Raw genomic sequence first — 24,095 nt, forward strand, 5'->3', positions numbered from 1 at the left:
TAATAAAACGAAGTTCTCAAAATAAAATGCATCAAACCAAACAAAAAAATTGTCAAGTTAAATAATGGGCATTGCTTCAAAACTATATCCTCTTGCAGACCGTGTGTATGATTATTTTACTATAAAAAGAAAATGCTCTGTTACACTACCGCAGGATGTTTTTGATGAGAAAGAGTTTTCTGTTGATGAATTTTATAACACCGTTCAGCCCTTCTTCAATCAACCTGAACTTTTTTATACAACGCTTAATGCACCTGCGGCTGATAAGGTTATTGAATTACATGCAGCAAATAATGAAGCAGTTTTTTCCTATCCTTCTCCTGCAACAACCAACTGGGCGGAAAATAATACTGCATTCTTTAAACTGTTCTCTAATTGCAAAAGCAATGAAACATTATTATTATTTGCACCGGGATGGGCAAGAAAAAACCTTGATTTTGAATCAAAAATTTGCCGGCAGTTTTTAAGTAATGGCATTGACAGTTGCCTTTTAATAAAACCTTTTCACCAGCAAAGAACGCCTGCCAATCTTTACTCAGGTGAATTGTTTATAAGCCCGCATATTTTCTTAACCATTATGAACTTCCGGCAGTTTGTTGCCGAGATAAGATTTCTCATTCAGCATTTCAGAAAGCAATATCGCAATATTGGTATAATTGGTATGAGCAGTGGCGGGTTCCAGGCCGGGCTTGCAACTGATGTGGAGCCTGTTGATTTTTATTTCCCCATTATAACGGCAGCAAAGCTTGGAACGCTTACCTGGCAAAGCATTTTTACAAAATATATTAAGCAGTCATTTATTGAAAAAGGTATTGATGAACACCGGTTAAATAAAGCATGGGCCATAACAGATCAATATTATCTTGGCCATAACTGCAAGGCAAAATATATAAAGCAATTTATCAGCTTATATGATGAAGCCGTGGCTACCAAATGCCAGTACTTATTAAATGATATTTATGGCAACCCCGATAAAGTTGAACTAAGATGCGCACACAACAGCATTATATTTCATACGGATAAAATAATAAAAGAGATTGTGCAAACGGTGAAGGAGAGAAGCTGCAGCAACTGAAATTATTCCTGTAATTTCTCCAGCTTATCTTTTAATTTTATTACCTCTTCTAATGTCAATCAAGCTATATGAAAAAAATCATTCACGACAATTCAACAAACAATGCTGCAAAAAAAAGAACCCTGAGCCGCCGCGATTTTGTTTCCATCACAGCCACAGCCGCCACTGCTTTTACTATTGTGCCAAGGCATGTATTAGGTAAAGGTTATATTGCACCAAGCGATAAAATAACACTGGCTTACATCGGCATCGGCACGCAGGGCATAAGAGAATTATTGCCTTTGCTTGAAGTGCCGCAAATCCAGGTAACGGCTGTCTGCGATCCCAACCGTTATGCTGTTGGTTACCGCGACTGGGGCACAACTTACCTGAGAGATGCCATCAGGAAAACATTAAAGAATAATAACTGGAAACCGGGTGGCGATAATATTATTCCGGGGGGAAGAGAAAACGGAAAGTCAATTGTTGATAGTTATTATGCCAATGTTCACAATGAATGGAAATACAATGCCTGCACCGCTTATGAAGATGCGCGTGAACTGCTTGATAAAGAAAAAGACCTCGATGCCGTTAAAATAATGACGCCTGATCATTTGCATGGTGTACTGGCTATGGCCGCTATAAAACGCGGCAAGCATGTGCTGATGCATAAGCCTATTTCAAACAGGCTGATTGAAGGAAAGAAAGTAATTGAAATGGCGCATAACAGCAATGTGATTACGCATTTTATACCCTGGGATTCCAATGGTTCAATGGATACGGTGATGGCCTGGATAAATGCAGGTGCTATCGGTAAACTCACTGAAGTACATAACTGGACCAACCGCCCTGTATGGCCTCAATATCCCGATCTCCCAAAAGATAAGCAACCCATACCGGATGGCTTTAACTGGGACCTCTGGCTTGGCCCTGAAGCCATGCGTGATTACAGCCATGATTATACACACATGGTATTTCGTGGCTGGTACGATTTCGGCGGCGGCTCCATGGCCGATATGGGACATTACAGTTTATGGACGGTGTTTAATGCATTGAAGTTAACATCGCCCACAACCGTTATCCCCTGCCGCAGCCATGTATGTGCATTCAATGGAGCTGTGCCGTATCGCATCAATAACGATTTTTCTTTCCCCATGGCCAGCATGGTCCGCTTTAAATATCCCGCCAACGGCAACAGGCCGCCTGTTGATCTTTGCTGGTATGATGGTGGCATGCGGCCCCCTATTCCGAAAGAGTTATTCAGTCAGAATAAAGAACTACCGCAGGAAGGGATGATGTTTGTTGGTACAGAAGGAAAAATACTAGCTGGTTTTAATGTAGATGACCCGCAAATTATTTCAGGTAAAAAAATGGACGCACCCAAAACTAATGCCGATGCGCGTGACCAGGTAACGCAAACGTCAGAAGCTTTGCCATTATTTGTTGAAGCCTGTAAATCCGGCAAGCAATATCCCGGGAGCTTCAGGGAAGCAGAACCGCTTACAGAAGCAGTGAACTTATATGCTGTGGCATTAAGATCAAATAAATTATTGCAGTACGATGCAGCCAATGTTAAGATCACCAATTCATCTGATGCCAATAAATATTTAAGCAGAACGTATAGAAACGGTTGGGAAAATATCTGAGCCTGGATTTCGAAGGAGTTGGAAGATTATAAAAATGTTTCCCTTTATTATTCAATTAAACAGACTATTAAAAGATTTTTATGCATACAATTCATCGCCGGTCATTTATCAAAAAAGCATCGTTGGGATTAAGCGCTGCATTTGCTTTATTTCAACTGCCAAAAGAATTATGGGCTGCCGCTGTGGCCAATGACATACCCGTAGGTTTTCAATCATGGACGGTAAAAGACAAACTTGGCAAAGACTTTACCGGCACTTTGAAAATTATGGCTGATATGGGTTATAAACTTATTGAACTGTGTTCGCCAAAAGGCTATGCACAAATTGGTTTTGGGTTTCTTGGTTCAATGCCAACAGCCGATATAAAAAAGACAATTGAAGATGCAGGCTTAACTTGTCCAAGCTGTCATTTCGGGGCAGGAGAGTTTGCCGATGATAAAATTGATGGCGCCATTCAGTTTGCGCACGACATGGGCTTAACGCAAATGATATGCTCTACTTTCTGGCTGCCGAAAACGGCAACTTTAAATGATTATCTCGCCGCAGCCGATAAGCTCAATAAAGCCGCAGAAAAAATTAAAGCTGCAGGCATGCAGGCGGGTTTTCATAACCATGAATTTGAATTTGCAACATTAGATGGCCAGTTAATTTATGATGCATTAATGAAGCAGTTTAATCCTGATCTGGTGAAGATGCAGTTTCAAACAGAAGTGATCAATCTTGGATATAAAGCAGCCGATTATTTTAAGAAATATCCCGGCAGGTTTATATCATCACATCTATCAGACTGGACGACTGATAAAAAAGAAGTACCGGTTGGCAAAGGTGTTATTAACTGGAAAGAATTTTTTGCTGCTGCCAAAACAGGCGGCGTAAAAAATTATTTTGTTGAAATGGGCTTTGAGAATTTTAAAGACAGCGTTCCTTATATACATTCTATCTAACACAAAATTTTAGGGAAGGACTTAGAACCTTCCCTAAAATTTTAATATTACTTCTTACTGATTTTATACAAATCGCCGCCATCTGTTAGTGCATATAAAGCATCATTCATGTAAGCAATATCGCGAAAGCGTTCATTCTTATCAGCAAGCAATCTTTCTTCACCAACTACTTTATTATTTTTTATAATAATCCTGGTAATATGCTGGCCACTTAAACAGGCAATAAATAAATTGTTCTTCCATTCCGGAATAGCATTGCCTTTATAAAAGCTGATGCCACTTGGCGATACTACAGGGTCCCAGTAATAAACCGGTTGCTCCAATCCTGCTTTTTGCTGAATGCCATCGCCCACTTTTTCGCCACTGTATTCAATGCCATACGTAATAACAGGCCAGCCATAATCTTTACCTGCACGTATCACATTTATTTCATCACCGCCGCGAGGGCCAAACTCTACTTCCCACAATTCACCTGTTGCGGGATTAATGTCCAAACCTTGCGGATTACGATGGCCATAACTATAAATTTCAGGCGCTGCGCCTGCTTTATTAATAAATGGATTGCCCGGTGCAGGCTTGCCATCTTTTGTTATTTTAAATACTTTGCCCAAATGCGATTCGAGTTTTTGCGCCTGCGCCCTTCCTTCAAGAATAGACCTTTCACCGGCGCTTACAAAAAGATTTCCGTCTTTATCAAATATTAGGCGCGAACCAAAATGCAGGTTGCTGTTTAATGCAGGCGTAGCACGAAATATTACAGTTGGATCATCTACTTTACCGGCAGCTTCATTCAGCTTGCCTTTTGCAACTGCCGTTAAATTTGCGGAACCTCTTTTTTCAGAGTAAGACCAATACATCATTTTATTATTCTTGAAATCCGGATCAAAAGCCACATCAAGCAAGCCGCCCTGGCCTGCAAACAGCACTTCGGGCAAACCTTCAATCTTCTTTACCAGCTTACCGTTCGCATCATGAATTTCCATATAACCTTTTTTCAACGTAACCATCAACCTTCCATCAGGCATGGCCACAACAGCGAAAGGTGCACCCATTTTTTCAGCAATCTTTTCTACTTTATAAGGCGTTGTTGTTTTGGCACCGCTTATTCTTGTCTGTCCTGCAAAAGCAGGTTTGTAATTACTGTTGGGAGATTTGGTTTCAACAGGTGGAAGGCTTGTTGTATCGCTGCTGGCTGATGCATTATTTGCAACAGATGTTTCATCATTTGCGCAGCCTGTTGAGTAAACAAAAAGCATTACCGCTGATAAAAGAATGGTATTTTTTAAATGCATAAAAGTGTTTTAAATGGTATGAAAGGCTTTTGCAGTTGTGAAGATGCAATTATAATACAAAATAATAATCCTGATGAAATTAGAAAACTTAAAAGTTTTTTGAATTATTACTTGACGGGGCTGCCTGTATTCAATAAAGCGTGGCTTTGCCATCCATGCCGGTTTTAATCGCAGGTACCTTGTACTATAATTTTTATGAGCGCATCAATGTCGGGTTTGCCTTCTATATTGTCGCATTCACACTTTATTCGATTGATGTTTTAACCTGAATTTTGAGTCATCATTCAAACATAAAATTAAACCGTATGAAAAGCATGAATTTTAAAATTGATATTAACGCACCGAAGGAAAAGGTATGGAACGCCCTTTGGGAAGATGCCAACTATCGTGCATGGACAGCTCCTTTTTCTGAAGATTCACATGCTATAACCGACTGGAAGCAGGGCAGCAAAGCTTTATTTGTTGATAGTAAAGGTAGCGGCATGGTAAGCCGTATAGAGGAAAACAGGCCGAATGAATATATGTCCATAAGGCATTTGGGTGAAATTAAAGACGGCGTGGAAGATACCACCAGCAAAGCTGCACAGCAATGGGCAAATGCAATGGAGAATTATACACTTACGGAAATACCCGCAGGCACCAATCTTAAGGTAGAGATGACCGGCAATATACCACCTGAATTTGAAAATTATTTTGCAGAAGCCTGGCCAAAGGCTTTGAATAAGTTGAAGGAGATTGCTGAAAGGATTAATTAAAATGTTTTCTTAATAACCACGTTAAATAAAAATTTTGAGAAAGCTAATAATGTGGAATATTATCACCCTCGACGGTTACTTTGAAGGTGATCGAAATTGGGAGTTATCTTTTCATGATACTATCTGGGGAAAGGAGCTTGAAGCATTAAGCATTGAACAATTACATTCAGCAGATTATCTTGTTTTTGGCCGTGTAACCTATGAAGGCATGGCAGCTTACTGGACAAATGTAAAAGGAGAAATCGCTGATTTAATGAACAGCATTCCCAAGCTTGTTTTCTCCAAAACATTGAACTCTGCTGAATGGAACAATACTACTTTGATAAAGGAAAATGCTGCTGCCGAAATTATTAAACTTAAGGCGCAAGGCAGTGGTTACATGTATGTGTTTGGCAGTGCAGATCTATCAGAAACTTTTGTAAACGACGATCTCTTTGAGGAATACCGTATTGGAATTGCACCTGTAATTTTAGGCAGCGGAAGGCTTCTTTTCAAGCAGGGAATTGCTTCCGGAAATTTAACGCTGGTTTCGGTGCAGCGGCTTACAACAGGTGGTGTGGTTTTGAAATATATGAAGTAAATCTGCGAACCATTTGTTTGAATTAATAGTGTTTAATTTTATTCGTCCCGTGTATCAACCTGGTATGCCCGTAATCGCAGTTAAATTTATAACTAAAATTTATTGGTTAAACTATTTCCGCCTTTAGCCTGGTCGAACCGAAATACCTGAGATTATATATTCGCTGCACTGCCATACAATGTAAGCAGCAATTCCTTTTTATTTTGCCGGCTGCTGTCAATAAAAAATCCCGCTTTTTTGCGGGACTTTCCGGGAGAATGATGGGATTCGAACCCACGGCCTTCAGAGCCACAATCTGACGCTCTAACCAACTGAGCTACAATCTCCGTGTTTTACAGGGGTGCAAAAATAACTGAATTAAGCGTTGCAAGCAAACACTTATGAATACATTTTTAACGTTTATTTGTTCAGGTCTTGTTAATTCAAATAATAAAAAAAATGGCATCTTTTTTTTAATTTATTTTTGAGTGTGCGTATGCAATTAAAAATTTCTAAAATTATGTTGAAAAGAACCGTATTCCCGGCGGCATTAATCGTTTTGCTGGGCATTACTTTGTGGGCATTCAAGAGAAACGATAAATCCCCGGAAACGAAGGAACAAATGCTGCTAACCGCTATAGGCACTATACTGGAGCAAAAGCATTATTCGCCCAAACCCATTGATGATAATTTTTCAAAGCAGGTTTTTACCAAATACCTGCAGGCACTTAATCCTGATAAAAATATTTTTCTGCAGTCAGATATTGATTACCTGAAAAAATACGAGCTTATTCTTGATGATGAAATTAAAGGTGCTCCTGCCTCTTCGCAGTTTTACACCGATGCAGCTTCCATTTACTTAAAAAGGGTAGGTGAAATAATGGCTTTATATAAAGAGATGCTCGCCAAACCTTTTGATTTTACTATTAAGGAAGAAATAAGTTTAGATGATGATAAAGCCAGGTATGCGGTTGACGAAACTTCAAGAAAAGAATTCTGGCGCAAACGCTTAAAGTATCTCACACTCGAACAATATACCGATCTTCTTCAGCAGCGCAGCCGTAACCTGGATGATACCGCATGGAAAAAAACAGATGCGCAACTTGAACAAATGGCACGTTCAAAAGTGCAAACTGTTTTAGACCGCAGCTTTAACCGCCAGAAATTAATCTTTAATGGCCAGGAGCAATTCAATACGTATGTGAATGTTGTTACAGATCTTATGGACCCGCATACCGAATATTTTCCACCTGTGGAAAGCCGTTCGTTTGAAGAAGATTTAAGCGGGCGTTTCTATGGCATAGGCGCACAATTAAAAGATGATGACGGTGCTATAAAAATTGCCAGCTTAATTACCGGAAGCCCGGCGTGGAAAAGTGGCAAAGTGCAGGTAAATGATGAGATAATAAAAGTGGCCCAGGGAAACAAGGAACCGGTTGACGTGAGGGGTTATGCCGTTACCGATGCCGTTAAAATCATTCGTGGTTCAAAGGGTTCTGAGGTTAGGCTCACTTTCAAAAAAACAGACGGCACCACAGAAGTTGTTTCACTTATACGCGACGAAATTGTGCAGGATGAACAGTTTGCCAGGAGTGCTGTTATCAATCAGCCTAACGGAAAAATAGGATACATATTCCTGCCGGAATTTTATGCGGATTTCGACAGGCCGAATGGCAACCGCTGCTCGCAGGATGTGGCCAACGAGATCATAAAACTGGAAAAAGAAAATGTGCAGGGCATTATTCTCGACCTGCGCAACAATGGCGGCGGCTCACTCCCTGAAGTTGTAAATATGGTTGGCTTGTTTATAAAAAGTGGCCCCGTGGTGCAGGTAAAAGACCGCAACGGGAAACCGGCTATTTTGCCGGACAACGATACTTCCGTTTTATACACAGGCCCGCTGGCAGTAATGGTAAACGAATTCAGCGCATCGGCATCTGAAATTTTTGCCGCTGCCATCCAGGACTATAAACGCGGCATAATTGTAGGATCCGATACTTATGGCAAAGGAACGGTACAACGTACACTGCCGCTGGGCAAACCGCTTGATTTGTTTAGCGGGCAAACTGAATATGGAACGCTTAAGCTTACGTTCGAAAAATTCTATCGTATAAATGGCGGTTCTACACAGTTAAAAGGCGTGTCGCCCGATATTGCAATGCCTGATCCTTACGATTATTTAAAAATTCGCGAAAGAGACCAGCCAACAGCGCTTGCCTGGGACCAGTTGCCAAAAGCTGATTATACAGAATTTAACACCGGCATAAACTGGGATGCAGTTGAAACGGAAGCAAAAAGCCGCATACAGGCAAACCCGGCATTTAATGCATTGGCAAAAAATGCATTATGGCTGAAAGAAAATGCAGACAGGGATTACAGCCTCAATCTTACTGAATATCAGAAACAGCAAAGCCTTCTTAGAAATACCGTTAAACAGGATGACAGCCTGTTCCGGTTATCAACAGCCATGAATATTCAGCCGGTTTCCGCAGACAGTGCAAAATATTACAGCAATGCCGACAGTGCAAAAGGCGGAAGGTACCTGCAATGGCTGAAGAATGTTCAGAAAGATATTTACATAAATGAAACGGTAAACGTAATTAACGATATTAATAAAGCGCACTGATTTTATTAGTTTAGTAAGGGCATTCTTTTATTTTAAAGATGCCCTTATTATTTTTGGGAAATCTCACACTATGAAATTTTACCATGGAAAACAAGAACGGTAAAAAATGGTTTGCCATCTACACTAAGCCCCGCTGGGAAAAAAAAGTAAACAGTAAATTGCTGGAAAAAGGCGTTGAAAGCTGGTGCCCCGTACAAAAAAAAGAGAGCCAGTGGAGCGACCGGAAAAAAATTATAGAAGACCCGCTGTTTAAATCCTATGTATTTGTGCACATAACCGATGACGAAAGAATAAAAGTACTATCGACCGATGGGGCAGTGCAGTTTGTTCATTATTTAAAAAAGCCTGCGGTTATACGTGATGAAGAGATAGAACTGATAAAATTGTACCTGCTCGAAAAAGATGCGCACATAACGGTAGAAAACCTGCGACAGTTTAATACAAATAATAAAGTGGTTATTCGTAAAGGCGTTTTTATGGATGCAGAAGGCACCGTTTTAAAAGGCGGAAATAAAAAGGTGTATGTGCGCCTCGAAAGCCTTGAACAGGTTTTGGTTGTTGAATTCCCCATAGAACATCTTCATCTTAAAAACGTACATTATGATAATGATAATATGACGCACTCATAACTTAAATTCGCCCATGTTTTCATTGTTTGGTACTAAAAGAACAACACCCGATCTTTCCTTCATTGGTGCAGATATGCATTCGCATTTATTGCCAGGCCTTGATGATGGCCTGCAGACAATTGAGCAAACGGTAAATTATATACGGCAGTTGCAGCAAATGGGTTATAAAAAACTAATTTGTACACCACATATTCTGGCCGAAGTTTATCCCAACTCGCCCGCAACCATTTTACCAAAACTTGAATTGGTTCGCACTGCGCTGCAGGAAAATAATATTGATATACAGGTAGAGGCCGCAGCCGAATATATGGTTGATCTTGACTTTGAGAACCATGTTCTGGAAGGTAAGCCATTACTTACGTTCGGAAAGAATCTTATTCTTATCGAGATGTCGTATGTAGCAGCTTCAAATAATATTGAGAGTGTTATTTTCCAGCTTAAGCTTAAAGGTTTGCAGCCCGTACTTGCTCACCCGGAACGTTATAACTATTATGCGGGTAATATTGAAACCTTCCAGCGTTTTATAGACCTTGGCTGTTATTTGCAGATAAACATTTTATCACTGCTGGGTTATTATGGTGAAGGCGCCAAAAAAACGGCCCAAAACCTTTTAAAGAATAATATGGTTACCTTGGTGGGAACAGATATGCACCACGAAAACCATCTGAATGGCCTGAAAGACCTTGCATCCAGGAAAAGCTTTTATAAACTTTTTGAAGGTATTAATATCAGGAATAAAGAACTGCTGTTATAGCTTTGTATTAATTGAAACAATTAATACAATACCCTTACTTTAATGGTTTCCTTTACATCTTTCAATAATTCCATTGCCTGTTTGGACAGGCGTTTATCTACATCAAGCACAACATAACCAATCTCATCATTTGTTTTTAAATATTGACCGACGATGTTAATGTTATGGTTGGAAAGCTGCGTATTGATGGCACTTAAAACACCGGGCACATTGTTATGAATATGCAGGATGCGGTGAGCTCCCTCAACCGGCGGCAGGCCGATAGCAGGCACGGTATGAGAACCGTTGGTAACGCCATTTTCAAGATAATTGAAAAGTTTGATGCTTACATCCTCGCCAATATTCTGTTGTGCTTCTTCAGTTGAGCCACCAATATGTGGTGTAAGAATTACATTTGGGAGGTTTTGCAATGGGGTAGATAATTTATCGCCGTTCTTTTTGGGCTCCACCGGAAACACATCTATAGCTGCACCGCTTAATAAACCTTCCTGTAAGGCTTTTGCCAATGCCGGTATTTCAACAACGGTTCCCCTTGCATAATTTATGAGTATTGCTCCTTTTTTAAAATGCTTGAGTGTATTTTTATTGATAATGTTTTTCGTTTGTTCCACCTCGGGCACATGCAGTGAAACTATATCGGCCTGGCCCAGCAGGTCTTTCAGGCTTTTAGCGGCATGGGCATTCCCAAGTGGAAGCTTCGTTTCAACATCATAAAAGATCACTTTCATTCCAAGCGCTTCTGCCAGCACGCTTACCTGTGAACCGATATTGCCGTAGCCGATAATGCCAAGGGTTTTACCACGCAGTTCATAACTGCCTTTTGCATCTTTCATCCATATGCCTTCGTGTGCTGCCTTGTTTTTATCGGGTATGCGGCGAATAAGCATAATGCTTAAGCCAATTACCAGTTCGGCCACGCTGCGGGTATTGCTGTATGGCGCATTAAAAACCGCAACGCCGTGTTTAGTGGCGGCTTCTAAATCAACCTGGTTTACGCCAATGCAAAAGCAACCAATTGCCTGCAGCTTTTTAGCGGCATTTAAAACCTTTTCTGTTATATGCGTTTTGGAACGGATACCCAAAAGGTGCACATTGGCAATTTGCTTTATCAGCTCGTCTTCAGATAAAGCACCGCCCAGCTTTTTTACATTCACATAATCGTTCCTTTTAAAAAGATCAACAGCTTTGTCACTGATGTTTTCCAGAAAAAGAATATTAATTTTTTCTTTGGGATAAGAAGTAGTCTTGCTCATAATTGTTTGCTCTCCTGCAAAAATAAATCCTGTAAAATATTTTTTAGCGGGAAGGGGTTAATCTAAACAAAAATCCCCCCGTTTTGCCGGAGGGATTTGAACTTTTTATTTTTTCTTTTCGTAACGTTTGCGGAACTTGTCGATACGCCCGGCTGTATCAACCAATACATTTTTACCTGTATAGAAAGGATGCGACGTATTCGAAATTTCAAGTTTTATAAGCGGGTATTCGTTTCCATCTTCCCACTTAACAGTTTCTTTGGAAGAAGCTGTTGAACGGCTTAAAAAACTGTAACCGTTACTCATGTCTTTAAACACTACCTGCTTGTATGCTTTTGGATGAATATCTTTTTTCATAACTATAATTTTCTACGGATTTTGCCGTATTTTAAATTTAAAGGAGCGCAAAGATAAGCCTGTCAGGATTTATTACCAAATGATATTTGTATCCGTATTCAACCGGCAACTTTGCGCTCTGTTGCAGCAGCAACGGCAATCTGCGGTTCTGTAAGCTTTTTTTCTGCAATTTCCTTGTTAAGATAATATTTCATGGCAGGGCCGGCGATTAAAATGCTCACTATCGTCATTACGATCAAAGCCACAAAAACCTGTTCATCAATAATTTTGGCCTGTAATGCAAGAGCGCCCAATACAATTTCCTGCGAGCCACGCGCATTCATGCCAAAAGCAATAATATTCGATTCATTTTTAGAAAGGCCGCTCAATCGCCCGCCAATTCCGGAGCCAATAATTTTAGCCAGGCTGGCAATAAGCACCGTTATTAAAATTATTTCAATATTAAAATTGGCAATAAAGTTTACCCTTAAACCTATGGAAGCAAAAAATAACGGCGCAATAATATTAATGACGAACTGGTGCAATATCTGCTGGAGTTTTTCAGGAAAGAATTTGGAATCGCCAACCGCAACACCCATTATAAAAGCCCCGAATATGCCACGCACGCCGAGAAATTCAGTGAGAACAGCACTTAACAAACAAAGACAAACGGCTAAGGTTATCATTACACCTATTGAAAAAAACTTGCTGGCAATCATCAGGATTTTGTCAACCACCCATCTTCCTATTGTAAGCAACACCCCGGTGTATAACAATACCATGCTTACCGATGTGAAGGAGCCTTCCTGCTTCCCGGTGTTCATTAGCTGAATAATGATCGAGAATAATATCCATCCCAGGAAATCGTTGATCATGGCAGCCGTGAGTATAAGATTACCGATTTTGGAACGCAACATATCCATGTCCAGCAAAATTTTTGCAATCACGGATAAGGCTGTAATGGACAATGCGGTACCAAAGAACATGGCGGCAATACTCCTGTTGCTTTCTGCAGAAGAAAAAAGGCTGTCATAAAAAAAATAAACGGTGGCAAAACCAAGCATAAACGGGAAAATCAATCCCAGTATGCTGATGGAAGCAGCGGGCTTGCCCTGCTTGCGTATCTGCTTCAGGTCAACTTCAAAACCGGCGATAAACATCAGTAATATGATGCCTATATTGGCAAGGCCGTCGAAAGCCGCATAAGACCGCGGCTGCGATATAAAAACATGCTGAAAAGTATCCGGAAAAAAAGCTCCAAATAAGGAGGGCCCTAATAATATACCTGCGAAGATTTCCCCAATTACCGCCGGCTGCTTTAATTTTTTGCATATTTCTCCCAGAATTCGGGCTGCAGCCAGGATAACGCTTACAATAATTAAAAAATTCAATACTTCCTCAGAACTAAGTTTAGAAACCATAGTTGCGGAGTTTGATGGTGATAAAACGCTTAAAATATCTAAATGCCGGCAATAGTCTTTTCCGGCTGTTTCATAATTTCAATGCCCGGCGGTTGCATACCTGCTATTTTGTTGGCCGCCAGTTTGTCTTCCCTGCCGAGATAATACTTCATTAATGGACCGGCCATCAGGATAGTAACTACCGTCATAACTACCAGCCCAACAAAAATTGGTTCATCAATTATTTTAGCCTGCAGCGCCAAAGCGCCAAGTACAATTTCCTGCGAACCACGGGCATTCATTCCAAATGCCACTGCATAAGATTCGTTTTTCGTCATACCGCTCATGCGGCTGCCAATGCCTGCGCCAATAATCTTTGCAAAACATGCGATGAACAGGATGATGGCAACCACTTCAAAATTAAAATTGGTAACAAAATTTACGCGCAATCCTATTGATGCAAAAAATAACGGGGCAATAATATTTACCACAAACTGGTGGAGAATGTTTTGTAATCTCTCAGGGAAATATTTGGAATCGCCAATGGCAACGCCCATTAAAAAGGCGCCAAATATGCCGCGGACTCCGAGATATTCGGTTAATACGGCGCTTAAAAGACAAAGGCTCACAGATAAAGTCATTACGCCGCCGGTTGACAAAAATTTATCTGCAATCATTAATATCTTGTCAACGATCCATCTGCCAATGGTTAAAATAAAAACAGTAAAGCCAAGCACCATTGCCACCGAGGCGAATGAACCTTCTCCTGTTTTACCCATCATCTGGATAATAATGGAAAATAATATCCACCCGAGAAAGTCGTCTATCATGGCAGCGGTAAGTACGAGGTTGCCTATTTTGGAACGAAGGATATTAAGGTCGAGCAATATTTTAGCAATTACAGACAAAGCGGTTATAGACAATGCAGTGCCAAAAAACATGGCAGGAATAACAAGATTGGTGTGGGCCGCATCCGAAAAAATCCTTTCATAAAAAAACCATACCGCCAGAAATCCAAGCGCAAAGGGGAAAATCAAACCCATCAGGCTGATGGAAGCGGCCTTTTTGCCCTGCAAACGTATCTGCTTCAGGTCAACCTCAAAACCTGCAATAAACATGAGCAGGATGATGCCTATCTGGGCCAGGCCGTCGAAAGCTTTGTAAGGGATTCCGTTACTGCTGGTAAACAAATCATTGAAAACATCAGGCGCTACAGTGCCAAGCAAAGAAGGCCCTAACAGGATACCAGCAAGTATTTCGCCTATTACTGCAGGCTGTTTAAACTTACGGAATACTTCTCCTAAAACGCGGGCTGTAATTAGAATAATACTTACAATAATGAGAAAGCTAAGCACTTCTTCAGAGCTAAGTTTTGAAACCATAGAGACATTTTTGGTGGTAAGTTGCCGGTTTTCGATTTCAAAATAAAGGATTAAATTCCAATAATCCTATAAATGTAATAGGAATTTAAAGGAAAAAAGATTGTGCAGTTATTGTATGGATAAAAATCCTAATAACCTCTCACATTTTTTTTAGCTATATAATTCAAAAAAGCTTTGTTTACCACCCTGTTACCGCCAGGTGTTGGATAATTGCCGGTAAAATACCAGTCGCCGGTATTGGTGGGGCAGCTTTCGTGTAAATCTTCAATAGTTTGGTAAATAACCTGCACAGGTACAGTTATTTCTTTTGGTGTAATGAGGCGGGCAATTTTATCTGATATTTCCTGCGTTGTAAAGGGTTTATAAATATGGCGCACCATATTTTCTTCGGTGAGTTTATTGCAGCGCTCCAGTTCCAATATTTTTTGATGAACGTCTTCAATAACACATTCATCACCGTTCTCTTTCAACAACTCAATTGCCGCACGGAAAGCAATAAAATCGCCGAGCTTGCTCATATCAATGCCATAACAATCAGGATAGCGTATTTGCGGGGCCGAAGAAACAACGATTATTTTTTTGGGCTGAAGCCTGGCCAGCATGCGCACAATGCTTTCCTTAAGTGTTGTACCGCGAACAATAGAATCATCTATAACAACCAGCGTATCTTCATTTTTTCGAACGGTGCCGTAGGTTATATCATAAACGTGCTGCACCATTTCGTCCCTGCTGCTGTCTTCCGTAATAAAAGTGCGCAGTTTTACATCTTTAATTGCAATTTTCTCCTGCCGGATTTTGCGGTTAATGATGGATTGCAGTTTTTCTTCCGTAACATCATTTCCCCAGCTTAAAATTCTTTCTACTTTGGTTTGATTGAGATAATCTTCCATGCCCTTGCATAAACCAAAATAAGCTACTTCCGCAGTATTGGGGATATAAGAAAAGATGGTATTTTTTAAATCGTAATTAACGGCATCTAAAACGCCCTTGCTTAAATGATAACCAAGCGCAATACGCTCACGATAGATCTTTTCATCGCTGCCGCGGCTGAAATAAATCCGTTCAAAACTGCAGGCTTTTCTTTCCTTGGGTTCAAGCACCTGTTCTATGGCATAATTTCCATCCGCATCAATTATTAATGCCTTGCCCGGCATTAATTCATGCACTTCATTTTCGCCCACATTAAACGAGGTGCGAATGGCTGCCCGCTCACTTGCTGCAACAACCACTTCATCATCTATATAATAATAGGCAGGGCGAATGCCATGCGCATCCCTTAAAACAAATGAAGCGCCGTTACCTGTTAAGCCACCTACTGTAAAGCCGCCATCAAACAAAACGGCAGCCTTTTTTAATGCATTGGCAATGCAGGCTTTACCTGGATTTTTATCTTCTTCCAGCGACAGGAAATGATGTATCACTTCCATCATGGCAGCCAGGTCGCTTTGTTTTTGAAAAGGGCCGGGGTTTATATTGATAAGATCAAATAATTCATCTTTATTCACGAGGTTAAAATTACCTGCCAATGCAAGGTTTTTACCGGGTGTAAAATCTCTCTTTATAAAAGGATGGCAAAATTCAACATCATTTTTCCCCTGGGTGCCATAACGCAAATGGCCCAGCAATAGCTCTCCGATGAGCGGCACATGGCCCTTCATTAATTCCGGATGCTTTTTAATATCAGGCTGATATTTTTCCAGTTCATTTATTTCTACACCAAGCTTAAAAAACAAATCAGCAATAGGTTGCTGTGCATTGCTGCGAACGCGATTAAGGAAAGGTGAGCCGTTAGTAGTATTTAATTTAACTGCGGCAATGCCTGCGCCATCCTGCCCGCGGTTATGCTGCTTTTCCATTAAAAGGTAGAGCTTGTTAAGCCCGTACATTACCGTTCCATACTGCTGGAGATAATAAGAAAAATCTTTTCTCAAACGAATGAGGGCGAGGCCGCATTCATGTTTTATTGCATCACTCATTGGGGAATTGAAGGCGCAAATTTACAATTATTCATTAAATGCTTATGTTAATATAAACAGCCCTGTTAATAAGTTTTTGCTTCTGTAACCACACTTTCGGCCAGCCACAAAAACTCTTTTGTAAACACATCAATATTCTTTTGAAAAGAGGCGTCGAGCAGGTTGCCCTGTTCATCAAATTTTTTATCAACAAAGGGTGTAATCAGCATGTGCGGAGACCCAATACCAAACAAAGCATAGATAAGCAATTGCACCTGCAGCCCGCCCCGTATGCCGCCTAATGCGCCCGGCGATGCGGTAACAATGCCAAACGGTTTTCTGGATTGTTTCGGGAAATGATCAAAGAGGTTTTTAATGGCCGGGGTATAACTTCCGTTATATTCAGGTGTAGCAATTATAAAGGCATCCGCGCTAAACATGCGCTGTGCAAGCGGCTTAAATTCAACCGGTGTGGTTTCTACACTTCTGAAAACCTCCTGCTGCAATACATTCAGTTCCCAATCCCTCACATCAATTATATTCACATTGTGCGCTGTTATTGCCGACAAATGTTTTTGAAGATGCAAAACCAACCGGTGTGTTACACTGTTTATGCGCGGGCTACCCGATACTATTTCTATGTGCATGTTATTCTTTCTTCTTAAGCCTGCTTAACCATTTCAACATTTATTAAGAGGCGTACATCATCACTAACCACTGCACCGCCTGCCTCTGTAAGTGCATGCCATTTTAAACCAAATTCTTTACGGCTTATTTTACCTGTAAGTTCAAAACCCTCCCTGGTTTGTCCCCACGGATCAAGCACACTGCCACCATGTTCAACTTTTAATGCGATATTTTTTGTTACATCACGAATAGTTAAATCGCCATGCAATATATATTCATTATCGTCTTTCTTTTCAATTGATGTTGATTTAAAGGTGAGCTTCGGATATTTTTCCGCATTAAAGAAGTCATCGCTTTTTAAATGCCCGTCTCTCTGTTCACTCTTGGTGGAAATACTGTCAACATCTGCTTCAAAAGATATGGAAGCATCGCTGAAATCACTTTTTTCGGCCTCCATAGTTGCATCAAATTTTGAAAAATTACCGCTCACGGTACTGATAACAAGGTGCTTAACTTTAAAGCCTATTTCGCTGTGTGCAGCGTCAATTTTGTAAGTTGCCATAACTGTTTGTTTCTTGTGATTATCTATTTATTATTAAATATGTATGTACATGTATTAGGATAAAAGCTTTTATTTTTCAGTTTCCCTTATTTCTTCGAGGATGCCGTTTAATTCTCTTGCCTTTTCTTCATCCATTATCATTATTTTATCCATCAGCTTATTTATCCGTTCCGTACTATGCTCAAGGATATTAATCCCGGCTGGCGTTAGTACTATTACCGTTTCACGCCTGTCCGATTCAGATGAGGTGCGCTTAACCAGTTTTTTGGTTTCAAGCCTGTCTATTATTCTTGGCACATTTGAGCTTTTCTCAATCATCCTGCATGCAATTTCCTTTACACAGATATGTTCGGGATGTTTTCCTTTTAATATTCGCAGCACATTATATTGCTCATGCGTTAATCCATATTCCTTCAGTTCTTTACTCATGCTGGTTTTAAGCCACCATGAAGTATAAAGAATGTTTAAAGTAGCTTTATGCACTTCACTCTTGAATTTATTACTTTTAATTGCTTTTTCCAGTTTCACAATGCAAATATATGTATATACATCTAATTTACCAAATAAAAACCTCAGTTTTACTGAGGTTTTTATTTTTAGTTAGAAGCTGTTGTTTCGGAAGCAAACCAAAAATCAAGACTTTTACATGTATGATATTCAGGATCAATATCAATATAAAAATCTGATATATGTTGCTTAAACCAGCCGTCCAATGCTTTTTGTTTCTTTTCGCCCAGCGCCTGCTGCGCCACACGGTCATAGTCATCTTTTAAATTCATACGGTGCGGCTGGGTTTGATGCGCCAGGTACACTAACCGCACACCCTGTTTGCCGCGGTCATCTGTATAAACCAGCGGCTGGGATATATCGCCGGCCTTCATACCTTTAAGGTTAGCTACTATGCCTTTATCCAACTGGTCTATGGTTAACCTCGTAGAACCATCATAAGGAGAAGATATGCGGCCTGCATTGTAACGGGTAGCATCATCTTCACTATACTTATTCACGGCTTCATTAAAATTCAGCGTACCGGCCACAATTCTTGAACGAACGCTGTCAAGCTTTTGTTTGGCGCCATTTATTTCTGTTTCCGTTACAGCCGGAATAATGAGGATATGCCTTACCACGGCATCATCGCCGGCGCGGCTAACCATTTGAATAATATGCAAACCAAATTTGCTTTTTATAACGGGGGATACCTGCCCTTCCTTTAATTTAAATGCCGCAGACAGGAAAGTTGGGTCAATGCCTTTGTCCGTACGGTTTATGCTAAACTGGCCGCCATTTTCTTTTGCGGTCGGGTCCTGGGAATAAACCTTAGCCAGGTCGGTAAATTTCTTCTGGCCGCTTTCTACCTGTTTTTTAAGATCGTTCAACTGGTTGGTTATATAATCTTCAATGTCTTTATTGGCTTTGGGATAAATAACAATCTGGGCCACTTCAAGCTCACTTTCAAAAAAAGGAAGGCTGTCTTTAGGGATCTTATCATAAAAAGCCTGCACTTCTGAAGGCGTTATTTTTACATTCTCCAAAATTTTTGCACGCATTTTATCAGCCAACTGGCGTTCAATGAAGGGTTGACGCAGGTCTTCTTTTAACTGGTAAACCGTTTTGCCGGCAATTTGCTCCAGCACATCTTTAGAGCCATATTGACTTATAAAATAACGTATCTGGTTGTCGAGTAATGCATCAATTTCATCATCCCCAATAGTTATAGAATCTTTATTGGCTTGTAACACCAGTACTTTTTGCACCAACTGGCCTTCAAGGAAAGCGCATTCAGGGTTTGGTGGCAGTTGAACATTTTGCGCCTGTCTTTTATAATCTGATATAGCATTCTCAATATCAGATTTAAGAATAATTTTATCTCCCACTTTTGCTATGATCTGGTCTGCAACAATCCGCTTTGTTTGTGCAGAAGCCGCTGCCGCAACCAGTGTGAAAAGAAAGAGGTACAAAAAGATTTTTTTCATACTATATGTTAATCAACCCAAAAGTAAATGATTAAAAAAGCAGGCATGGCGCCTGCTTTTCTTTTAACAAAGAATTTGTGTGAACTATAATGTGCGTTTTACTTCTTCTTTTTCGTATGCTACAATGGTATCAGAAGGATTGATATCTGAGAAATTTTTGATAGTTAAACCGCATTCATAACCGGTAGCTACTTCCTTCACATCATCCTTAAAGCGTTTTAGGCTGCCCAGTTCTGCAAATGCGCCTTCCTGTCTCGGGTAGATAAGAATGCCATCCCTGAAAAGACGGATCTTACTGTCGCGTTTAATTTTTCCTTCCTGTACATAACAACCGGCAACAGTGGCTTTATCAAACTTATATACTTCACGAATTTCAACTGTGGCCACTTCTTTCTCTTCCACCTTAGGTTCGAGCATGCCTTCCATGGCGCTCTTTACCTCTTCAATAGCATTATAGATGATGGAGTAGGTTTTTATTTCCACGCCTTCATTCTGTGCAAGCCTGCTCGCCTGGCTTGAAGGGCGCACATTAAAGCCGATGATGATGGCATCTGATGCAGTTGCCAGCAATACATCGCTTTCAGAAATCTGGCCAACAGCCTTATGCACCACATTTACCACGATTTCTTCGGTTGAAAGTTTTTGCAACGAATCGCTTAACGCTTCCACAGAGCCGTCCACGTCGCCTTTAATAATGATCTGCAGTTCTTTGAAATTACCCAATGCGAGGCGGCGGCCTATTTCATCAAGCGTAATATGTTTGCGGGTCCTCAATCCCTGTTCGCGAATAATCTGCGAACGCCTTGTGGCAACATCTTTCGCTTCTGATTCGTCCATATATATTTTGAACTTTTCACCGGCCTGCGGCGCTCCGTTCAACCCTAATATCTGAACAGGCGCTGATGGCGGCACTTCAGTTACACGCTGGTTACGTTCGTTGGTCAACGCTTTCAATCTTCCAAAATACTGGCCGGAAACTATAAGGTCACTTTGCCTGAGGGTTCCGTTTTGTACGAGCACGGTGGCAACATATCCACGGCCTTTATCCAGTGAAGCTTCAATAATAGTTCCGGATGCTTCCCTGTTTGGGTTAGCCGTGAGATTGAGCAGGTCGGCTTCGAGCAATATCTTTTCCAGCAGAAGATCAACATTCAATCCTTTTTTGGCAGATATTTCCTGGCTCTGATATTTACCGCCCCATTCTTCAACCAGAATATTCATTTGCGATAACTGCTCATATATTTTGGCAGGGTTTGCACCGTCTTTATCAATTTTATTAATGGCAAATATCATGGGCAGGTTGGCAGCCTGGGCATGGCTAATGGCTTCTTTTGTTTGCGGCATCACGGCATCATCGGCGGCAATTACAATCACCGCAACGTCCGCAGCTTTGGCCCCGCGGGCACGCATGGCTGTAAATGCTTCGTGACCGGGTGTATCAAGAAAAGTTATCTTTTTATCGCCATTAATTGTTACCTGGTAGGCACCGATATGCTGGGTAATGCCACCAGCTTCACCGGCAACCACATTAGCACTCCGGATATAATCAAGCAAAGAAGTTTTACCATGATCTACGTGACCCATTATAGTAACAATGGGCGCCCGTGGCAATAAATCTTCTTCATCATCTTCAATTTCTTCATCTTCTTCCTCAGCATCGTCAAGGCCGATAAATTCAACTTCATAATTAAATTCGCCGGCAACCAGTTCAATAACTTCCGCATCGAGGCGCTGGTTAATGGAAACCATTATACCCAGGCTCATACATTTGCTGATGATATCGGCAAAGCTTACGTCCATAAGGTTTGCAAGGTCACTCACAGTTACGAATTCTGTAACCTGCAGCTTGTTTGTTTCGCCTTCTGCCGTATTTTCAATGGCCTCATTTCTTTTTTCCCTGCGGTGCTTGGCCTTTGATTTGCCTTTGCCCGCAGAACCGGAAAGAATAGCCTGTGTTTCCTGAATTTTCCTTTTTATCTCATTTGGGTCAATCTCCCTATCGTGTTGTATAACAGGTCTGCGGTTATCCCTGCCGCCACCCCCACGTTGCGGATGATGGCCGCGATTACCGCCACCGCCACCGTCCCTGCGGAAACGGTTATCGCCCCCACCGCCCTGTGATGGCCGTGATGGTTGTTGCTGGCCTTCCGTTCTTCTTTCAGGCGGGTTACTACCTACGCCTTTTTTATCGATGGGAATACGTTTACGTTTGCGTTTTTCTTCACGCTGAGGTGCGGCCGGACCAGGTTTGGGCCTGGTGTCGTTTTCTACCGGCAAACTTATTTTGCCTAAAACCTTAGGGCCCTCAATTCTCTCTGCCCTTATGTTCTGTATAACCACAGGTTCATCGGGTGCAGGAGCAGGTTCTTCTTCCTGCGGGGCAGCTTCAGACGCCTCTTCCACCGGTGCTATTTCGGGCACTTCTTCAACGGGCTGTGCTACCTCTTCAGCAGGTGGCTGTGGTTGTGGTTGCTCAGTTTTTTTGGGCTTGCCTACTGCTGATAAATCTATTTTATCAATAATCTTCGGCCCTTCAATTTCAGGAGCTTCGATCTTTATAACTTCAGGTTCACTGGCAACAACTTCTGCAACCGGCTCTTCAACTTTTTCTTCATTTATTACAGGCTCAACAGGTTTTGGAAGCTCAGGACTTACTTCGGGCTCCGCAACTGCTTCCGCAGGTTTGGGGGATACTTCCGGTGCAGCCTGCTTAGATTCTTCTTTTCTGAATGTAATTTCCTCTTCTTCTTTTCTTTTTCTTTCAGCCTGTACACTTTTAGGTATTTCAATCTGGTCGGCCTTCGACTTTGCATTTTTATCGCCCTGGAAGTTGTGCTGTAAAGCCTCATACATTTCAAGGGTAAGCTTTGCCGTAGGCTTTAATTCGTCCCGATCAAAACCCTTACCTACCAAAAATTCAATAAGTGTATCCTGACCAATATTGAATTCTTTGGCAGCGCCTAATAATCTTGGTAACTTAATTTCAGCCATTCAATTTTTTTTGTTTTGTGCAGGCTTCAGTTTTTGAAGTTTCTATAATTGGCGTGCATAGTTTTTTAAGCGCGCTAATTTCAATCAATTTTTATACCTGCAATATTATTCTTTTTCGAATTCTGCTTTTAATACTCTTTTTACGTCCTCTATTGTTTCTTTTTCCAGGTCTGTTCTGCGTTCCAGCTCGTCAACGCCTAAATCCATCACACTGCGGGCTGTATCGCATCCAACGCGTTTTAATTCGTCGATAACCCATGTATCAATTTCGTCGCTAAATTCGTCCAGATCGATATCAAATTCTTCCTGCTCGCCTTCATTTTCACGGAATACATCAATGTCGTAATCGGTAAGCTCGCAGGCAAGTTTAATATTCACACCCCTTCTGCCAATTGCCAGGGAAATCTGGTCGGCTTTCAAATAAACATCAGCATGTTTATTTTCATTGTCGAGATCCATATAGCTTATTTTGGAAGGTGTAAGTGAACGCTGAATAAGCAATTGGATATTGCTCGTCCAGTTAATTACATCAATGTTTTCATTTTTCAGCTCACGAACTATGCCATGAATGCGGCTGCCTTTCATACCAACGCAGGCACCTACAGGATCGATCCTGTCATCAAAACTTTCCACAGCCACTTTAGCACGTTCGCCCGGCTCCCTTACTATTTTTCTTATAGTGATGAGGCCATCAAAAATTTCAGGCACTTCAATCTCGAGCAACTTAGCCAGAAATTCGGGACTGGTACGGCTTAATATGATGACCGGCGTATTATTTTTCATATCCACACGGGCAACAACGGCACGGATATTTTCACCTTTTTTGAAATAATCCTGCGGTATTTGTTCACTTTTGGGCAGAATTAATTCGTTGCCTTCTTCATCCATCAGTAAAACTTCTTTTTTCCAAACCTGGTAAACTTCCGCGGTAATTATTTCGCCAATCCTGTCGCCATATTTTTTTACAAGCACATTCTTTTTTAAATCGCTGATGCGGCTTGCCAAAGTTTGTTTTGCCGCAAGAATGGCGCGACGGCCAAAATCGAGCATATCCACTTCCTGGTACAATTCTTCGCCCACTTCAAAATCGGGTTCAATTTTTATCGCATCGCTGTAAGCAACTTCGGCCAGCGGGTCCTGCACCTCGCCATCTTCCACGATCATGCGGCGACGAAAAATTTCCAGGTCACCTTTTTCGGCATTTACTATCACATCAAAGTTTTCATCACTGCCATATTTTTTTCTAAGCAGTGTTTTAAACACATCTTCCACTACTTTCATCATAGTAGGCCTGTCGATATTTTCAGCTTCCTTAAATTCCTGAAAGGCTTCAATTAGATTTATACTTGCCATACGA

General features: G+C 41.1%; 20 protein-coding genes and 1 tRNA gene. 8 read left to right on the forward strand and 13 right to left on the reverse strand.

Annotation, left to right across the window (positions count from 1 at the left end; all coding sequences use genetic code 11):
- The first annotated feature begins 64 nt into the window (after positions 1-64).
- From ACTHN6_RS17185 to ACTHN6_RS17195, 3 genes are all read left to right on the forward strand, one after another.
- Positions 65-1,075 (forward strand): alpha/beta hydrolase family protein, encoded by a 1,011-nt coding sequence (locus tag ACTHN6_RS17185; RefSeq protein ID WP_440437012.1) that lies wholly within the window; start codon positions 65-67, stop codon positions 1,073-1,075.
- A gap of 68 nt (positions 1,076-1,143) precedes the next feature.
- Positions 1,144-2,700 carry a Gfo/Idh/MocA family protein gene (locus ACTHN6_RS17190; RefSeq protein ID WP_440437013.1) on the forward strand — a complete coding sequence of 519 codons (1,557 nt, stop codon included), beginning with the start codon at positions 1,144-1,146 and terminating at the stop codon, positions 2,698-2,700.
- Positions 2,701-2,780: 80 nt separating this feature from the next.
- Positions 2,781-3,644, forward strand: a complete 864-nt coding sequence (locus ACTHN6_RS17195; protein WP_440437014.1) for a sugar phosphate isomerase/epimerase family protein — start codon at positions 2,781-2,783, stop codon at positions 3,642-3,644.
- 47 nt (positions 3,645-3,691) lie between these two features.
- Here ACTHN6_RS17195 and ACTHN6_RS17200 read toward each other — a convergent pair whose 3' ends face one another.
- Entirely contained in the window at positions 3,692-4,936 is a 1,245-nt protein-coding gene (locus ACTHN6_RS17200) for a PQQ-dependent sugar dehydrogenase (RefSeq protein WP_440437015.1), read from the reverse strand.
- Positions 4,937-5,241: 305 nt separating this feature from the next.
- On the opposite strand from ACTHN6_RS17200, the gene ACTHN6_RS17205 reads away from it, so the two are divergent.
- The gene (locus tag ACTHN6_RS17205; protein WP_440437016.1) at positions 5,242-5,691 is read left to right on the forward strand and encodes an SRPBCC family protein; all 450 of its coding nucleotides are present in this window, start codon (positions 5,242-5,244) and stop codon (positions 5,689-5,691) included.
- Between the two features lie 34 nt (positions 5,692-5,725).
- Positions 5,726-6,271, forward strand: a complete 546-nt coding sequence (locus tag ACTHN6_RS17210) for a dihydrofolate reductase family protein (RefSeq protein WP_440437017.1) — start codon at positions 5,726-5,728, stop codon at positions 6,269-6,271.
- A 251-nt stretch (positions 6,272-6,522) separates the two neighbouring features.
- On the opposite strand, the gene ACTHN6_RS17215 is transcribed toward ACTHN6_RS17210, so the two are convergent.
- Positions 6,523-6,598 (reverse strand) — tRNA-His (locus ACTHN6_RS17215).
- 172 nt (positions 6,599-6,770) lie between these two features.
- On the opposite strand from ACTHN6_RS17215, the gene ACTHN6_RS17220 reads away from it, so the two are divergent.
- The 3 genes from ACTHN6_RS17220 to ACTHN6_RS17230 all read left to right on the forward strand — a co-directional run bounded on the left by ACTHN6_RS17220 (position 6,771) and on the right by ACTHN6_RS17230 (position 10,259).
- Positions 6,771-8,876 (forward strand): carboxy terminal-processing peptidase, encoded by a 2,106-nt coding sequence (locus ACTHN6_RS17220; RefSeq protein ID WP_440437018.1) that lies wholly within the window; start codon positions 6,771-6,773, stop codon positions 8,874-8,876.
- A gap of 83 nt (positions 8,877-8,959) precedes the next feature.
- A complete protein-coding gene (locus ACTHN6_RS17225; RefSeq protein ID WP_440437019.1) occupies positions 8,960-9,505 on the forward strand; it encodes a UpxY family transcription antiterminator in 546 nt (181 codons plus the stop codon).
- A gap of 13 nt (positions 9,506-9,518) precedes the next feature.
- Positions 9,519-10,259: a tyrosine-protein phosphatase gene (locus tag ACTHN6_RS17230; protein ID WP_440437020.1), complete on the forward strand. Its 741-nt coding sequence runs from the start codon at positions 9,519-9,521 to the stop codon at positions 10,257-10,259.
- A gap of 20 nt (positions 10,260-10,279) precedes the next feature.
- Here ACTHN6_RS17230 and serA read toward each other — a convergent pair whose 3' ends face one another.
- The 11 genes from serA to nusA all read right to left on the reverse strand — a co-directional run bounded on the left by serA (position 10,280) and on the right by nusA (position 24,091).
- On the reverse strand, positions 10,280-11,512 hold the full coding sequence (serA, locus tag ACTHN6_RS17235; protein ID WP_440437021.1) for a phosphoglycerate dehydrogenase: 1,233 nt from the start codon (positions 11,510-11,512) through the stop codon (positions 10,280-10,282).
- Between the two features lie 105 nt (positions 11,513-11,617).
- Positions 11,618-11,869: a type B 50S ribosomal protein L31 gene (locus tag ACTHN6_RS17240; protein WP_090659069.1), complete on the reverse strand. Its 252-nt coding sequence runs from the start codon at positions 11,867-11,869 to the stop codon at positions 11,618-11,620.
- 98 nt (positions 11,870-11,967) lie between these two features.
- Positions 11,968-13,269 carry a cation:proton antiporter gene (locus ACTHN6_RS17245; protein WP_440437022.1) on the reverse strand — a complete coding sequence of 434 codons (1,302 nt, stop codon included), beginning with the start codon at positions 13,267-13,269 and terminating at the stop codon, positions 11,968-11,970.
- A 38-nt stretch (positions 13,270-13,307) separates the two neighbouring features.
- Entirely contained in the window at positions 13,308-14,630 is a 1,323-nt protein-coding gene (locus ACTHN6_RS17250; protein WP_440437023.1) for a cation:proton antiporter, read from the reverse strand.
- Positions 14,631-14,758: 128 nt separating this feature from the next.
- Positions 14,759-16,606: an amidophosphoribosyltransferase gene (locus tag ACTHN6_RS17255; protein ID WP_440437024.1), complete on the reverse strand. Its 1,848-nt coding sequence runs from the start codon at positions 16,604-16,606 to the stop codon at positions 14,759-14,761.
- Positions 16,607-16,671: 65 nt separating this feature from the next.
- Positions 16,672-17,232: an NADPH-dependent FMN reductase gene (locus tag ACTHN6_RS17260; protein WP_440437025.1), complete on the reverse strand. Its 561-nt coding sequence runs from the start codon at positions 17,230-17,232 to the stop codon at positions 16,672-16,674.
- A gap of 14 nt (positions 17,233-17,246) precedes the next feature.
- Positions 17,247-17,774, reverse strand: coding sequence for a YceI family protein (locus ACTHN6_RS17265; protein WP_440437026.1), 528 nt, complete (start codon positions 17,772-17,774; stop codon positions 17,247-17,249).
- Between the two features lie 69 nt (positions 17,775-17,843).
- Positions 17,844-18,302: a MarR family winged helix-turn-helix transcriptional regulator gene (locus ACTHN6_RS17270; protein ID WP_440437027.1), complete on the reverse strand. Its 459-nt coding sequence runs from the start codon at positions 18,300-18,302 to the stop codon at positions 17,844-17,846.
- Between the two features lie 68 nt (positions 18,303-18,370).
- Positions 18,371-19,747 carry a peptidylprolyl isomerase gene (locus ACTHN6_RS17275; protein ID WP_440437028.1) on the reverse strand — a complete coding sequence of 459 codons (1,377 nt, stop codon included), beginning with the start codon at positions 19,745-19,747 and terminating at the stop codon, positions 18,371-18,373.
- 84 nt (positions 19,748-19,831) lie between these two features.
- Positions 19,832-22,738, reverse strand: coding sequence for a translation initiation factor IF-2 (infB, locus tag ACTHN6_RS17280; RefSeq protein ID WP_440437029.1), 2,907 nt, complete (start codon positions 22,736-22,738; stop codon positions 19,832-19,834).
- Between the two features lie 105 nt (positions 22,739-22,843).
- Positions 22,844-24,091, reverse strand: coding sequence for a transcription termination factor NusA (gene nusA / locus ACTHN6_RS17285; RefSeq protein ID WP_440437030.1), 1,248 nt, complete (start codon positions 24,089-24,091; stop codon positions 22,844-22,846).
- Positions 24,092-24,095 lie beyond the last annotated feature (4 nt).

It is taken from the genome of Parafilimonas sp., assembly GCF_051953455.1.
In the GTDB taxonomy this organism is placed as follows: domain Bacteria; phylum Bacteroidota; class Bacteroidia; order Chitinophagales; family Chitinophagaceae; genus Parafilimonas.

Bases quoted from the DNA above. Each gene is read 5' to 3' on its own strand.
- ACTHN6_RS17225 (WP_440437019.1), top strand. From the start codon at position 8,960: ATGGAAAACAAGAACGGTAAAAAATGGTTTGCCATCTACACTAAGCCC.
- ACTHN6_RS17260 (WP_440437025.1), bottom strand. From the start codon at position 17,232: ATGCACATAGAAATAGTATCGGGTAGCCCGCGCATAAACAGTGTAACA.
- ACTHN6_RS17195 (WP_440437014.1), top strand. From the start codon at position 2,781: ATGCATACAATTCATCGCCGGTCATTTATCAAAAAAGCATCGTTGGGA.
- ACTHN6_RS17265 (WP_440437026.1), bottom strand. From the start codon at position 17,774: ATGGCAACTTACAAAATTGACGCTGCACACAGCGAAATAGGCTTTAAA.
- nusA (WP_440437030.1), bottom strand. From the start codon at position 24,091: ATGGCAAGTATAAATCTAATTGAAGCCTTTCAGGAATTTAAGGAAGCT.
- infB (WP_440437029.1), bottom strand. From the start codon at position 22,738: ATGGCTGAAATTAAGTTACCAAGATTATTAGGCGCTGCCAAAGAATTC.
- serA (WP_440437021.1), bottom strand. From the start codon at position 11,512: ATGAGCAAGACTACTTCTTATCCCAAAGAAAAAATTAATATTCTTTTT.
- ACTHN6_RS17230 (WP_440437020.1), top strand. From the start codon at position 9,519: ATGTTTTCATTGTTTGGTACTAAAAGAACAACACCCGATCTTTCCTTC.
- ACTHN6_RS17200 (WP_440437015.1), bottom strand. From the start codon at position 4,936: ATGCATTTAAAAAATACCATTCTTTTATCAGCGGTAATGCTTTTTGTT.
- ACTHN6_RS17220 (WP_440437018.1), top strand. From the start codon at position 6,771: ATGTTGAAAAGAACCGTATTCCCGGCGGCATTAATCGTTTTGCTGGGC.
- ACTHN6_RS17255 (WP_440437024.1), bottom strand. From the start codon at position 16,606: ATGAGTGATGCAATAAAACATGAATGCGGCCTCGCCCTCATTCGTTTG.
- ACTHN6_RS17205 (WP_440437016.1), top strand. From the start codon at position 5,242: ATGAAAAGCATGAATTTTAAAATTGATATTAACGCACCGAAGGAAAAG.
- ACTHN6_RS17240 (WP_090659069.1), bottom strand. From the start codon at position 11,869: ATGAAAAAAGATATTCATCCAAAAGCATACAAGCAGGTAGTGTTTAAA.
- ACTHN6_RS17190 (WP_440437013.1), top strand. From the start codon at position 1,144: ATGAAAAAAATCATTCACGACAATTCAACAAACAATGCTGCAAAAAAA.
- ACTHN6_RS17275 (WP_440437028.1), bottom strand. From the start codon at position 19,747: ATGAAAAAAATCTTTTTGTACCTCTTTCTTTTCACACTGGTTGCGGCA.
- ACTHN6_RS17185 (WP_440437012.1), top strand. From the start codon at position 65: ATGGGCATTGCTTCAAAACTATATCCTCTTGCAGACCGTGTGTATGAT.
- ACTHN6_RS17250 (WP_440437023.1), bottom strand. From the start codon at position 14,630: ATGGTTTCAAAACTTAGCTCTGAAGAAGTGCTTAGCTTTCTCATTATT.
- ACTHN6_RS17245 (WP_440437022.1), bottom strand. From the start codon at position 13,269: ATGGTTTCTAAACTTAGTTCTGAGGAAGTATTGAATTTTTTAATTATT.